Annotated in this window: 14 protein-coding genes; 5 read left to right on the top strand and 9 right to left on the bottom strand. The window is 66.9% G+C overall.

The annotated features are described in order from the left end of the window. Window position 1 precedes the first annotated feature (1 nt). From VFZ97_07030 to VFZ97_07020, 3 genes are read right to left on the bottom strand one after another with little or no spacing between them, the layout of a single operon-like run. Window positions 2-1,111 (bottom strand): NDMA-dependent alcohol dehydrogenase, encoded by a 1,110-nt coding sequence (locus VFZ97_07030; GenBank protein HEX6393178.1) that lies wholly within the window; start codon window positions 1,109-1,111, stop codon window positions 2-4. Between the two features lie 59 nt (window positions 1,112-1,170). Further along, complete coding sequence (locus VFZ97_07025; GenBank protein ID HEX6393177.1) at window positions 1,171-2,160, bottom strand: aldo/keto reductase; 990 nt, start codon at window positions 2,158-2,160, stop codon at window positions 1,171-1,173. Window positions 2,161-2,169: 9 nt separating this feature from the next. After that, complete coding sequence (locus tag VFZ97_07020; GenBank protein HEX6393176.1) at window positions 2,170-3,333, bottom strand: AMP-binding protein; 1,164 nt, start codon at window positions 3,331-3,333, stop codon at window positions 2,170-2,172. A 101-nt stretch (window positions 3,334-3,434) separates the two neighbouring features. Here VFZ97_07020 and VFZ97_07015 point away from each other — a divergent pair, with 101 nt between their 5' ends. Beyond that, window positions 3,435-4,325: a 1,4-dihydroxy-2-naphthoate polyprenyltransferase gene (locus VFZ97_07015; GenBank protein ID HEX6393175.1), complete on the top strand. Its 891-nt coding sequence runs from the start codon at window positions 3,435-3,437 to the stop codon at window positions 4,323-4,325. Window positions 4,326-4,404: 79 nt separating this feature from the next. On the opposite strand, the gene VFZ97_07010 is transcribed toward VFZ97_07015, so the two are convergent. Next, window positions 4,405-5,154, bottom strand: a complete 750-nt coding sequence (locus VFZ97_07010) for an alpha/beta fold hydrolase (protein HEX6393174.1) — start codon at window positions 5,152-5,154, stop codon at window positions 4,405-4,407. A 14-nt stretch (window positions 5,155-5,168) separates the two neighbouring features. On the opposite strand from VFZ97_07010, the gene menD reads away from it, so the two are divergent. Then, the gene (menD, locus tag VFZ97_07005) at window positions 5,169-6,923 is read left to right on the top strand and encodes a 2-succinyl-5-enolpyruvyl-6-hydroxy-3-cyclohexene-1-carboxylic-acid synthase (protein HEX6393173.1); all 1,755 of its coding nucleotides are present in this window, start codon (window positions 5,169-5,171) and stop codon (window positions 6,921-6,923) included. A gap of 18 nt (window positions 6,924-6,941) precedes the next feature. Here menD and VFZ97_07000 read toward each other — a convergent pair whose 3' ends face one another. From VFZ97_07000 to VFZ97_06985, 4 genes are all read right to left on the bottom strand, one after another. Then, on the bottom strand, window positions 6,942-8,198 hold the full coding sequence (locus VFZ97_07000) for an isochorismate synthase (GenBank protein HEX6393172.1): 1,257 nt from the start codon (window positions 8,196-8,198) through the stop codon (window positions 6,942-6,944). Continuing rightward, a complete protein-coding gene (locus VFZ97_06995; GenBank protein HEX6393171.1) occupies window positions 8,195-8,911 on the bottom strand; it encodes a ubiquinone/menaquinone biosynthesis methyltransferase in 717 nt (238 codons plus the stop codon). Before VFZ97_06995 ends, VFZ97_07000 begins: the two co-directional genes overlap by 4 nt. A gap of 17 nt (window positions 8,912-8,928) precedes the next feature. Next, window positions 8,929-9,384, bottom strand: a complete 456-nt coding sequence (locus VFZ97_06990; protein ID HEX6393170.1) for a MaoC family dehydratase — start codon at window positions 9,382-9,384, stop codon at window positions 8,929-8,931. Between the two features lie 65 nt (window positions 9,385-9,449). Next, window positions 9,450-9,788 (bottom strand): hypothetical protein, encoded by a 339-nt coding sequence (locus VFZ97_06985; GenBank protein HEX6393169.1) that lies wholly within the window; start codon window positions 9,786-9,788, stop codon window positions 9,450-9,452. A gap of 133 nt (window positions 9,789-9,921) precedes the next feature. On the opposite strand from VFZ97_06985, the gene mshD reads away from it, so the two are divergent. Genes mshD through nth form a run of 3 tightly spaced genes read left to right on the top strand, consistent with a single transcriptional unit; the run spans window position 9,922 to window position 12,596 of the window. Continuing rightward, window positions 9,922-10,854 carry a mycothiol synthase gene (gene mshD, locus VFZ97_06980; protein ID HEX6393168.1) on the top strand — a complete coding sequence of 311 codons (933 nt, stop codon included), beginning with the start codon at window positions 9,922-9,924 and terminating at the stop codon, window positions 10,852-10,854. 16 nt (window positions 10,855-10,870) lie between these two features. Next, complete coding sequence (rlmN, locus tag VFZ97_06975; GenBank protein ID HEX6393167.1) at window positions 10,871-11,920, top strand: 23S rRNA (adenine(2503)-C(2))-methyltransferase RlmN; 1,050 nt, start codon at window positions 10,871-10,873, stop codon at window positions 11,918-11,920. A gap of 4 nt (window positions 11,921-11,924) precedes the next feature. Further along, a complete protein-coding gene (gene nth, locus VFZ97_06970) occupies window positions 11,925-12,596 on the top strand; it encodes an endonuclease III (protein HEX6393166.1) in 672 nt (223 codons plus the stop codon). Here nth and VFZ97_06965 read toward each other — a convergent pair. Next, window positions 12,577-12,765, bottom strand: coding sequence for a hypothetical protein (locus VFZ97_06965; protein ID HEX6393165.1), 189 nt, complete (start codon window positions 12,763-12,765; stop codon window positions 12,577-12,579). The genes nth and VFZ97_06965 overlap by 20 nt on opposite strands. Between the last annotated feature and the right edge of the window lie 18 nt (window positions 12,766-12,783).

Raw genomic sequence — 12,783 nt, 5'->3', positions numbered from 1 at the left:
ATCAGTCGTAAACCAGGAGGCCGCGGATGTTCTTTCCGTCCCGCATGTCCTGGTACCCCTGGTTGATGTCCCCGAGCTTGTACCTGTTGGTGACCATTCCCTCCAAGTCGAGCTGGCCCAGCCTGTAGAGGTGGAGGAGGTGGGGGATGTCGTAGCGGATGTTCGCCGACCCGAAGATGGTGCCGACGATCTGCTTTTCCATCAGGGTCAGGTCGCAGAGGTTGAGGGTGACCTCCATCTCGGCCATCGGGTGGATGTTGGTGACGACGACCCGGCCGTGCTTGGCGGTCATGGACATGATCGTGCCGATCATGCTTCCCCGGCCGACGCCCATGGCGCAGATGACCTTGTCGGCCAGGCGGCCCCACGTCTCCTCTGCGATCGCCGGCACGGCCTCTTCGACCGAGTTGTAGAAGTGGGTGGCCCCGAACCGCCGCGCGGGCGCCTCCTTGCCAGGGACGACGTCGATCGCGAAGATCCGTTCGGCGCCGGCGAGACGTGCCCCCTGGATCGCTGCGGCGCCGATCCCGCCTACGCCGATGACGGCTACGTTGTCGCCCGGCTGCACGTCGGCCGCGTAAACGGCCGACCCCCATCCGGTTGTCACGCCGCAACCGGTGAGCGCCGCCAGGTCGAGCGGGAGATCCGGCAGGATCTTCACGCACGACATCTGGTTGACGACGGTGTACTTGCTGAAGGTGCCTAGGCACACCATGACGCTGATGTCCTGGCCCCGGGCGTGCACGCGGGAGGTCCCGTCGAGCTGCATGCCGGACAGGAGTTTGGAGCCGTTATCGCAGAGGTTGGAGCGTCCACGGGCGCAGGAAGGGCACTTGCCGCAAGCGGGTATGAACCCGAACACCACGTGGTCGCCGACCGCGAGGTCCGATATGCCGGGGCCGACCTCTTCGATGACGCCGGCACCTTCGTGGCCGCCGACGATCGGGTAGAGCCCTCCGAGGTCCCCGGTAACCAGATGCTCGTCGGAGTGGCACATCCCCGAGGCGGCAAGCCTGACGAGGACCTCGCCTTCCTTCGGAGGGTCGAGTTCGATCGGCTCGACGTTCCAGTCGGTGTGCTGTCCCCAGCAGATGGCGGCTTCGGTCTGCACTGCGTCCTCCCCGTGGTTGGCTAGCGGCGCTCAGCGTCTTGTCAGTGAACCCTATCCCGTTACCGGGCGAGGCGGCCTATGGCCTGGTCGATCCTCGCGAGGACATCCGGAGTGAGGAGGGGGAGCACGTCGAGGGCGGCGATGTTTTCGCGGACTTGCTCCACGCCGCTGGCCCCGGTGATGACCGTCGAGACGTGCGGGTTGCTGGCGCACCACGCCAGGGCCAGTTGGCCCACGGTGCAACCGAGTTCGTTCGCGATGGTTTCGAGCTTGCCGACCGCCTCGTTCGCGGCGCCGCTGGTGACCGCATCGCGGAGCCACTCGTAGCCGTGGAGGCTCGCCCTGCTGCCCTCCGGGATTCCGTTGCGGTACTTCCCGGTCAGCAAGCCCGACGCGAGGGGGCTCCATGTGGTGAGGCCGAGTCCGATGTCCTGGTAGAGCCGGGCGTAGTCGCGCTCGACCCGGCGGCGGTTGAAGAGGTTGTACTGGGGCTGCTCCATCACCGGCTTGTGCAAATGGTGGCGTTCGGCGATCTCCCACGCCGCGCGGATCTCGTCGGCGGGCCATTCGGATGTACCCCAATAAAGAGCGCGACCGCTCGACACGATGTCGCTCATCGCCCACACTGTCTCTTCGATCGGCGTCTGTGGGTCGTTGCGGTGGCAGAACAGAAGGTCGACGAAGTCCAAGCCGAAGCGCTCCAGGCTTCCCTCGATCGCCTGCATGAGGTACTTGCGGTTGAGCGTGTTCCGCATGTTGGGGTTGTCGTGCAGACCCCAGAACACCTTGGTAGAGACCACGAAGCTGTGACGAGGCCATCCCAGCTCGACGATCGCTTCGCCCATGATCCGCTCGGATTCTCCGTGCGCGTAGGCCTCTGCGTTGTCGAAGAAGTTCACGCCCGCGTCGTAAGCCGCGGCCAGCGCGTCCGAGGCTCCCCGGCCGGCGAGCTGCGGACCGAAGGTGACCCAGGAGCCGAACGAGAAGACGCTGACCTTGAGACCGGAGCGGCCTAGCCGCCGGTATTGCATGGTGGAATCCGCTGCCATGCCGGCACGCTACGGCCTATGTCCCGTCAAGCTGTCGAGAAGGTCTCGGCGGACCTTTCCGATCGACGTCTTCGGCAACGAATCGACCAGCACCAATTGCTTCGGGGCTGCGAACGGCGCAACGGACTCCGCAACTATGGCGCGTAGCTCGTCAAGCACCGGCGGGTGCGCAGGATCTGAAGGAACCACCCACGCGACCACCCTTTGGCCCCATTCCGGATCCGGTAGGCCGGCGACGGCCACCTCCGAGACGCCAACATGAGAGCGGAGCGCGGCCTCGACCGGAGCCGGCCAGACGTTCTCGCCCCCGGAGATGATCAGTTCCGACAGGCGCCCTTCGACGTTCAGGCGACCGTCCGGCCCGATCCAGCCTGAGTCGCCGGTCGAGAACCATCCGTTCGAGTCGACGGGGACTGACCCGTCGCGATAACAACGCAGCAGCATCGGGCAGCGCAGCCGGATCTCGGGCGCACCGTCCTGTGGCGCCCCACTCTCCGGCGCCCCCCTCTCCAGCGAGACTTCCACGCCGTCGAGAGGAACCCCGTCGTAGACCACCCCGCTGCCGGTTTCAGTCATCCCGTAAGTGGTCACCACGTTCGCCGGCACTACTGACGGCGGCGCCGAGCCGCCGAGCACGACCGTGTGAAACCGGTCCGCAGCCACTCGCCGAAGCGCGGTCGCGACAAGGGACACGAACACGTCGCGGCCGGCGTGGCGCACCACTTCGTCCGGCTCGAAACCGGGCAGGACCGTGCACGGAGTTCCGGTCAAAAGGCTCCGCGTGAGAACGGACAGACCGCCCACGTGATTGAGCGGCAGGCACGCGAGCCATCGATGCCTTTCGGGATCGACGCCGAGGCGCGCGCTGGTCGCGTGGGCGGATGCCTCCACTGCGGCCATCGTGAGCACCACGCCCTTCGGTTCACCGGTCGTTCCGCTGGACGCGACAACCAACCCGTCACCCGCTTCGACAGGCACACCGGCGGTCAAGCGCTGCTCACCGCCGCGGTCGACGATCAATCCCGGCTTGAGCGTCTCGATGACGCGCCGCTTGGCGTCACGCGACAGACGTTGATCCAGCGGCAGGACCGCGTCACCCCGATCCCAGACTTTGAGGAGGACGTCTACGAACTCGGGACCGCCGGGTAGGTCGATCGCTACGAGATCGGGCACGGCCAACAGCGTCGCAGAATTGCCTGCCGAGCAAGGGACGCGAGCGCGGCGTGGTTCCCAGCTGTCTGTTTTTCGACGGCCTTGATTAGTGTGGCCCGCAGATGACAACACCCGCCGGCGGGGCGACCCGTCCGAGGCATCCATGGCTCGCCGGCGCCCGGCCCCGAACTCTGCCGGCGTCGGCGGTTCCCGTCGCCGTTGGCACCGCGGTGACGGCGGCGCAGGGTGACGTGATCTGGTGGAGGGCGGCGGCAGCTCTTGTGGTGGCGGTTGCCATCCAGGTCGGGACCAACTACGCCAACGACTACAGCGACGGAATCCGGGGCACCGATGATGCGAGGGTCGGACCGGTTCGCTTGGTCGCCTCCGGTCTTGCCGAACCCGCAGAAGTCAGGCGAGCGGCGGTCCTCGCCTTCGCCGTTGCAGGCGGCTCGGGCCTGGCTCTCGCTGCCGCCGCAGGCTGGTGGCTCCTGGCCGTGGGAGCAGCATCCATTCTCGCCGGCTGGCTCTACACCGGTGGTCCCCGGCCGTATGGATACGTGGGCTTGGGGGAGGTCTTCGTTTTCGTCTTCTTCGGGCTGGTGGCGACCGCGGGAACCGCTTACGTCCAGCTCGAGCAGCTGACCGGTTTGGCGGTGGCCGCGTCGGTTCCGGTCGGGTTGCTTGCGGTCGCGCTGCTCGTAGTCAACAACCTCCGGGACATCCCGACCGACGCCGCCTCCGGAAAACAAACTCTCGCCGTCCGCCTCGGGCCCACCCGCACCCGCTGGCTCTACTGCGCTTCGGTCGTCGTTCCCTTTGCGTTCGCGTGCGAAGTCGCCGTAACCAGACCGTGGGCACTTCTCACCCTGTTCGCCGCGCCGCTCGCGGTATCGCCGGTCCTCCGCGTGCTCGGCGGGGAAAGCGGGCGAGGGCTCGTCGCAGTGCTGGTCGACACCGCGCGGCTGCAGCTCGTGTTCGGGGGGCTGCTGGCGGTGGGCATCGCCACTTGACCGGGTCACGTCCGCCGTGGGGTTGGGGGTCCCCACGTTGCGGAGGAGGCCGGGGTTGGGGCCCCGGCCGGGTGATGTCTCAGCCGCCGGCGAGGAACGGCAGAGCCGCGCCGAGGAATGCGTCCGGCCGCTCGAGGTGGCACGCGTGGCCGGCCCCGTCGATTACACAAAGCCGGGCATTCGAGCCGATCGAGTCGACCAGACGCGTTGCGATGGCGACGTACTTCGAATCGTATTCTCCCGCTACGACGAGAACAGGCATGGACAAAGACGGAAGTAGATGCCAGACAGGCTCCTGTCGCCCGGCGCCGGCGAGTCGCAAGCTGGATGCGAGCCCCTCTGCCGTCGACCCCAACCGCGACTCGAGCGCTGCGGCTTCGGTCGGGAGGCTCGCGAAGAGCGGCTGCGACAGCCATTCCTTGATGAACCGCTCGACTCCGATTTCCTCGATGTGGCCGGCCATGCGATCGTCAGCAGAACGCCGGTCCGCACGTTCGATCGGGTTCTCGATGCCCGCGTTCGTAGAGACGACGATGAGCCGAGTCACGACTTCGGGATGGCGCAGCGCGACGTGAAACGCGAAACGACCGCCCATCGAATATCCGATCCATGCCGCCGGCGAGGGGTTGGCGGCGGCCATCAAGTCAGCCCCATCGGAAAGCCCGGCTCGCACGTTGGCCGAGCCGCCGTGACCGGGCGCGTCGATGGTGACAACCCGATGACTATCCGCCAGCTTTCGGGTGATCGGCGCCCAGGCTGCTCCCGACTGGGTGAACCCGTGAAGGAGCACCACCGGGGATCCTTCGCCTGTGGCCTCGGTACGAAGCACGCGATGATCCTCGCATGAATCAGCCGGCCGCCACTTCTCAGGGAGACGTCCAGGCTGCGTTTTGCGCGGTACTCGTCGACGAGTGGGTCCGGGGGGGCTTGACCGACGCGGTCGTAGCCCCGGGATCGCGTTCCACCCCGCTGGTGTTGGCCTTGGACGCCGACCCGGCGGTGCGTGTCCACGTCGTGCTCGACGAGCGTTCGGCGGGTTTCACTGCGCTGGGGCTGGCGTTGTCGACTCGCAGACCTGTCGCAATCGCGACCACGTCGGGCACTGCGTCGGTTGAACTGCACCCTGCTGTCGTCGAGGCCTACCACTCGTACGTTCCTCTCATCGCGGCGACATCGGATCGCCCACCGGAACTGCATGACGTGGGCGCGCCGCAGACCGTTGAACAGGAATCGTTGTTCTCCCGGGCGGTCAGATGGGCTGTATCCCCCGGAGTTCCGGATCTTGGATCGGTCGCGACGTGGCGTTCGCTCGGGTCGCGAATCGTCGTCGAGGCGACAGGTTCCGGCGGACCGGCCGGACCGGTGCACGTCAACCTCGCGTTTCGAGAGCCGCTTCTGGGTGATGCCGGCTCGATCGGGGTGCCGCCGGGAAGAACGTCCCGCGAGCCTTGGCACAAAGTCACTCGTTCGCTGACCGGTTCGGCTCCCCGCGAGGTGGTCGATCTGCTCGAGCGGTATTCGGGGCGACGGGGTTTGGTGGTGGCAGGCTGGGGCGCCGGCGCCGGCGGGTCCGGGCTGGTTCGGGCGGCGGGCGCGGTCGGCTGGCCGGTGTTCGCCGACCCACGATCGGGTTGCCGTGCCGGCCCTGAACCCGTTGTGGCAGCCGCCGATGCGCTGCTGCGAGTTCCCGCCATCGGTCACGGTTGGACGCCCGAAATCGTGGTTCGCGCGGGCTCTCCTTGGGCATCGAAGGTTCTTTCGCAGTGGCTTGGTTCTTTGCCGCCGGACATTCCTCAGGTGCTGGTCGATCCGTGGGGTCGGTGGTCGGATCCCGAACGCAGGTCATCGCACGTGGTCGCAGGCGGCGCCGGCGAACTGCTCGCGGAAGTCGCGGCAGGGCAAGATGGGCCGAAATCGAGCTCGTGGTTCTCCGGATGGGCCGATGCCGAGCGTGCGGCCCAACAGGCCTTCGATCGGCTTCTCGGACCGGGTGGAGACTTTGAGATGAGCGAGCCGGGTGTCGCACGGGCCCTGCTTGCAGGCGCGCCCGCCGGCACACGGGTGATGGTGTCGTCCTCGATGCCCGTGCGAGACGTCGAGTGGTTCGGCCCTCCGTCGTTCGATTGCGAGGTTCTTTCTAACCGTGGCGCGAACGGGATCGACGGTGTCCTGTCGACCGCGATTGGAGTTGCGTTGAGTGGTGTGCCCGCGATCGCGCTCTTGGGCGACCTGGCTTTCCTCCACGACGCGGGCGCGCTTCTCGGGCTCAACAATCGCGACATCTCGTTGACGGTCCTCGTGGTCGACAACAACGGAGGTGGGATCTTCTCGTTCCTTCCGCAGGCTTCGGCGCTGCCCGCGGAGACTTACGAGAGGTACTGGGGGACACCGCAGGACGCAGACCTCTTGTCGATCGCCGCCGGCTACGGGGTCGCTGCGCAAGGGATCGATTCGCGATCGGGCTTGGACGATCTGATCGCGGGAGCCGGAAAGCCCGGTGTCCGGGTTGCCATCGTGCGTTCGGATCGGGCTGACAACGTCGTCGCCCACGAACGGTTGAACGCCGCCGTTGGCAAGGCAGCCGCCGGCCTGGTCTGACGCGCCGGCCCGGTTGGCTTAGGGTCGGACCAGGGCGGCCAGCAGCGCTTGCAGCTTGAGCTGAGTTTCGACGAGCTCGTCGGCGGGATCGGAGCCTTCCACGACGCCGTTGCCGGCGTAGATCCGCGCCCGGGCCCCGTTGACTTCGGCGCAGCGGATACCCACGGCGAAAGCCCCGTCGCCTCGTGCGTCCACCCAGCCGACCGGACCGGCGTAGAAGCCCCGGTCGAAACCCTCGACCTGCCTGAGGTAATCCAACGCCGCACCGGTTGGATCGCCTCCGACGGCCGGCGTCGGGTGCACCCTTGCTGCCAGCTCCAGAGCTGACGGGGGACCGCCGGCCGCGCCGCCGGCGACAAGTTGCCCGGTGATGTGGGTCGCGAGGTGCGACACGTTCCGCAGACCCATAACCGACGGTTGGGAGGGGACCTCGATCTCGGAGCACACCTCCTCGAGGATCTCCTGGAGCGCGTCCACGACGACCTGGTGCTCATGGCGTGCCTTTTCCGAGGCCATTAGACCGGCAACCAACGCCTCGTCCGACTTGCTGTCTCCGCTTCGGGCGACCGTCCCCGCGAGCGGATGGCTCTCGACGGTAAGACCGTGCCGGCGGATCAGCAGCTCGGGGCTTGCTCCGATGAATCCGTTCACCGAGAACACCATGCAGGACGGGTAAAGAGCCTCCAGCCTCGACAGCACGTCGGTGACCACGAACGGTCGGTTCGAGGTGATCTCAACTCGACGGGCGAGGACGACCTTGCGGAGCTCGCCCCGCTTGATCGCGTCCAGCGCTCCGGTAACGACGGCCTGCCAGTCCGCGTGGGGCATCGAGGAGGTCAGGGTGAACTGATCGGGCGGTGATCCTTCCGCCGTCTTCGGAGCGGTATCGCCCGACCCGGGCTCGATGGTCGTGGCCCACGCTTCGGAACCGGAGCGTCCAACGACCCGGCGCGGAACGATGAGATGCGCCGGGGCAGAGCGATCGAATGGGAGGGCTCCGATCGCGACGGCGCCACAGCCCGGCAGCCCCACCGCGTCCTCGACGTCGATGGTGTTGAGCAGGCGAATGGCCTCTCGCACGGCCTCGAGGTCGGCCAGGCCCTGCGGAAGATCGATGCGCATCGCCACCCCGTTGCCGGCGATTCCTCCGGCGCCGTCGCGCCACAGAAACCCGGTCTCGCCGGCCTCGTCTATGAGGTTGGGGAGGCGACCATCGATCCTGACCGTTCTGGCCTTGAGGGATGTGCCTTCGACGGATGTGGTTGTTGTTGTCACGGGACTCCTCCGGTGGGGGACCGGGTTGCGGTGATGAGCTGGGTTATGCCCCCGCTGAGCAGCCTCCGCCGAGCGTCGGCGAAGCCCGCTTGTAGAAGAAGTGAGAGCGTTGTCTCCGCCGGCGGTAGGTAGGCAACCGACCTCGGCAGGTACCGGTAAGCGTCGCGATCCGACAGCAGCGATCCGACGCGCGGAACGACGTGGCCGAAGTAAACGGCGTGTCCCGCACGCAAGACCGGGTTGGCGGGCGTCTCGACGTCGAGCAGCGAGATCCGCCCGCCCGGCCGGACGACCCGAGCGAGCTCATTGAATAGGGCGTCGAGGGCGACGAAGTTGCGCAGCGCGAACCCGCTGACCGCTCCGTCGAATGATGCTGAAGGGAACGGCATCTCGAGCGCGTCGGTCTGGACAAGCGGCGCAGCGGTTCGAGCATGGGAGATCATCCCGATCGACAGGTCTATGCCGACGGCCTGGTGGGCGCGCGACGAGAGCTCTATGCACAAGTCACCCGTGCCGCACGCGACGTCGAGCACCCGAGACCCGGCCGGCAAGGACAACGACTCGACCGCAGCCTTTCGCCACCTCCGGTCCAGACCGAACGTGATGATCCGGTTCACCAGGTCGTAGCGTGGCGCGATCGTGTCGAACATGTCGCGCACGGCGCGCGCTTTGGCCTCCCCCTCCGGAAGTTCGGCGCCATGCAGAGCGCCCACTGATCACGCCCTACTAATCATGCGTAGTAGCGGAAGAGGATCTCCGCCACGCAGACCGGCTTGCTGCCCCCCTCGATCTCGAACGTCGCTTCAAGGGTCACCTGAACCCCGCCGCTCACCTGCTCGACCGACGCGAGTTTCGCCCCCGCTCGCAACTTTGAGCCGACCGGGACGGGAGACGGGAACCGGAGCTTGTTGAGCCCGTAGTTGATTCCCATAGCTATGCCGTCGACATGCATGATCTCGGTCAGGAGGGTCGGCGCGAGGGACAACGTCAGGTACCCGTGGGCGATCGGCCCTCCGAACGGCCCGGCCTTGGCGCGCTCGACGTCGACGTGGATCCATTGGTGGTCTCCCGTCGCGTCGGCGAACAGGTTGACCTGCTCCTGGGTGATCTCGTGCCACTCGCTGTAGCCGAGGTGCTCACCGACCAGCTTCTCGAGCCCGGCGATCCCGTCGATCTTGGTTGTCATGAGCCCGAGGCTATCTCTGGGGTCGCGCTAGCGGCACACCGGCGTACGAGCCGCACACGGTTGCGTCAGTGGAACCAGATTTTCCGGTAGCTGCGGCTCTGGGGGTGCAAGAGCAGCGCGAGAAGCGCCCCGTAGAAGAGGAGGTTCAGGACAGCCGCGAAGGACAAATACAGGACGATGAACGCCAGCTGCAGGGCGACCAGTCCGACGCCCAACCAATAGCCCCATTTCTTCTCGTTGGCTATGCCCCACCCAGACGCGATCTGCCCGGCCACCAGCGCTGCTCCGATGGGGAACAGCACTGCGCCGTCGATGATGGCCAGGCCCGCGTTTATGTACATCAGGAGCGTCGCCATCATCAGCGTCTGCGGTTGGGTTCTGTCGAGCCAGCGGTTGGCAGGCATGGAGCCAGTCTTACAGCCGTCGGCGGCATCGCGGGTGCGGGTTCACGGCCGGGCGTGGGGTTGGGGTCCCCGCGTTCCGGAGGAGGACGGGGTTGGGGCCCCGTCCGGGCGAAACTGGCATAGCCTTCGGGCCGTGCACCGGATAGAGGTCAAGCGCCAGATGGGCGCCGGCGACGCGGCAGCGGTCAAGGGTTTGCTCGACGCAGCGGCCGCCGCGGATGCCCATGCGGCTCTCGACGAGCACGCGTGGCTCGACCTGGTGCATGGCGGCCGGGAAGGTTTCGCCGGCCTCGTCGCTCTGGAGGAAGGGCACGACCACCCGGTCGGATACGCGCAGGTGTCGGGCGGGCCCGAAAGCTGGGCTCTCGAATACGTGGTGGACCCCCACCACCGAGTCCCTGGAAGCACGATCGCGCGTGATCTCCTGCAGTGCGCCGCGGGCATCATCGCCTCGGAAGGCGGGGGTCACGTGCACCTGTGGGTCAACCAGCCAACGCCGCAGCAGGCAGCGCTCGCGGCGACGATCGGGCTCAAACCTGGGCGGGTGCTCTACCAGATGCGCCGCCCGCTTCCCATCGAGGACGAGCTGAGGCCGGACGGGCCCCCGCTCGCTACCCGGCCGTTTCGCGTCGGATTCGACGAACAAGCATGGCTCGAAGTGAACAACCGAGCCTTCCACTGGCACCCGGAGCAAGGCGGTTGGGAGCTTGAGACGCTAAAGCAGCGAGAGGCCGAGCCGTGGTTCGATCCCGGCGGCTTCCTGCTTCACGAGGACGGCTCCGGCCGTGTGGACGGGTTCTGCTGGACCAAGATTCACGCCGAGACCGACCCGCCGCTCGGCGAGATATATGTGATCGCTGTCGACCCCGAAGCGGCGGAGCCGACTCCGGGCCTGGGCCGTCGCCTGGTGATAGCGGGGCTCGATTACCTGTACGGCCGGGGGCTGCAAAACGGGATGCTTTACGTGGACGCCAACAACGCCAAGGCAGTGAAGCTCTACGTGGATCTGGAGTTCGTGGTCAACCACCTCGACCAGGCCTTCGTCGGTGACATCGCTCCCGCCTGATGAAGCCCGGTAGTAGATGAAGCTCGCGACCGGGCGGTACGACCTCACGCGGGACGACCTCGCCGAGGTCCTCTCGGATCAACCCGGTTATCGGGTCGAGCAGGTCTGGCGCGGCCTGCACGCCGAGTCCCGATGTCCGGCGGAGATGACCAACCTTCCGGGCTCGCTCCGCATCCGTCTCGAAGAGGAGCTTCCGTCGGGTCTGCGACTTGTCGCCGAGTCGAGATCGGACAAGGGGCAGACCGTCAAGTGGCTGTGGGAACTCCACGACGGTGCCCAGATCGAAACGGTACTTATGCACTATCCGGACCGCGCAACGGTGTGCATTTCCAGCCAGGCTGGCTGCGCGATGCGCTGTTCGTTCTGCGCTACCGGGCAGGCCGGATTCAGCCGGCATCTAAGCGCCGGCGAGATCGTCGAGCAGGTCGTCGCTGCGCGGCGTGAAGCTGCGAAGTCGCGCGTGTCGAACGTCGTCTTCATGGGCATGGGCGAGCCGATGGCCAATTACGACAACGTCTGGTCCGCCATCCGCCGGATCCACGACGACCTCGGTCTATCCGCCCGTCACCTGACTTTGTCGACCGTCGGGGTTGTGCCCGGTATACGCCGGATGGCGGGCGAGGACCTGCCTGTCAACCTCGCGGTCTCCCTGCATGCCGCCAACGACGCGTTGCGCAACAAGCTCGTTCCCCTGAACCGTCGCTATCCGCTAAGCGCCCTCATGGAGGTGTGCCGCCAGTACGTGACAGCGAAGGGCCGCCGGCTGAGCTTCGAATGGGCGCTGATCGCCGGGGTCAACGACCGGCCATCCGACGCAGCCGAGCTCGCAGAGTTGGCGACGCCCCTCGGCGCCCACGTCAACCTGATCCCCCTCAACCCCACACCCGGCTATCCGGTGAGGGGAAGCGACCCACGAGCGGTCAAGCGCTTCCGTTCGTCGCTAGAAAACGCAGGGGTCAACGCAACGGTTCGGCGAAACCGCGGCACCGACATCGACGCCGCCTGCGGGCAATTGGCCGCCCGGGTAGCTCGCGGAGGAACGTCCCGAACACCACGTACCCTGTGACCCGATGGGACTCCCCCGTACCCCCAAAGGAAGAGCGCGCGAGACCGCAAAGCGGCTTGCCGTCGAATATCCCGGGACGGCCAAGGACCTGTGCGCTCTTGACTTCGAGACGCCGTTCCAACTTGTGGTGGCAACAGTGCTGTCGGCGCAAACGACCGACGAGAACGTGAACAAGGCCACCCCCGCCCTGTTCGCTCGCTATCCCGAGCCGGCTGACCTCGCCGCCGCCGACCCCGAGGATGTCGAGAAGCTCATCCACTCGACGGGGTTCTTCCGGTCCAAGGCACGAAGCATCATCGGGCTGAGCAAGGCGTTGGAGGAACGCTTCGGGGGTCGGGTACCGGATGACATGGACGACCTCGACACCCTCCCCGGTGTCGGGCGCAAGACCGCCAACGTGATACTGAGCGTCGCCTTCGGCAAGCCGGGCCTCGCGGTCGATACCCACGTCACCCGGCTCACCCGGCTCATAGGCCTGACCGAGTCCACCGACCCTGTGAAGATCGAGTCGGACGTCACCGCGATGCTGCCTCCGGAGGAGTGGGGCGCTTTCGGGCTGCGCCTGATCCTCCACGGGAGGCGGGTCTGCATCGCCCGCCGGCCCAGGTGCCCCGACTGCGTTCTGAACGACTTCTGCCCGTCGTCGACGGTTCTCGCTAGCGCTCGGCGTCGATGACCCGCCGCAGCCGCCGATCGGCCGCGCGCAGGGCCCGCTCGACCTCGTAGAGGTCCGGGCCGAGCGAGTCCCGCTCTTGGCCGGCGAGCCCGTCGGCGATGTCGGTAACCCTCTTGACCAGCTCCTCGAGCCTGGTCGACACGGAACTCAGTTCGGCGCGCGCAGTCATATCGGTACCATCATGGTT

Source organism: Acidimicrobiales bacterium (genome assembly GCA_036378675.1).
Taxonomy (GTDB): Bacteria; Actinomycetota; Acidimicrobiia; order Acidimicrobiales; family Palsa-688; genus DASUWA01.
The sequence above is the reverse complement of the archived record's forward strand: the minus strand, read 5'-3'. Positions and strand labels throughout refer to the sequence as shown.

Bases quoted from the DNA above. Each gene is read 5' to 3' on its own strand.
- VFZ97_07025 (HEX6393177.1), bottom strand. From the start codon at position 2,160: ATGGCAGCGGATTCCACCATGCAATACCGGCGGCTAGGCCGCTCCGGT.
- VFZ97_07015 (HEX6393175.1), top strand. From the start codon at position 3,435: ATGACAACACCCGCCGGCGGGGCGACCCGTCCGAGGCATCCATGGCTC.
- menD (HEX6393173.1), top strand. From the start codon at position 5,169: ATGAATCAGCCGGCCGCCACTTCTCAGGGAGACGTCCAGGCTGCGTTT.
- VFZ97_06990 (HEX6393170.1), bottom strand. From the start codon at position 9,384: ATGACAACCAAGATCGACGGGATCGCCGGGCTCGAGAAGCTGGTCGGT.
- VFZ97_06985 (HEX6393169.1), bottom strand. From the start codon at position 9,788: ATGCCTGCCAACCGCTGGCTCGACAGAACCCAACCGCAGACGCTGATG.
- rlmN (HEX6393167.1), top strand. From the start codon at position 10,871: ATGAAGCTCGCGACCGGGCGGTACGACCTCACGCGGGACGACCTCGCC.
- nth (HEX6393166.1), top strand. From the start codon at position 11,925: ATGGGACTCCCCCGTACCCCCAAAGGAAGAGCGCGCGAGACCGCAAAG.
- VFZ97_06965 (HEX6393165.1), bottom strand. From the start codon at position 12,765: ATGACTGCGCGCGCCGAACTGAGTTCCGTGTCGACCAGGCTCGAGGAG.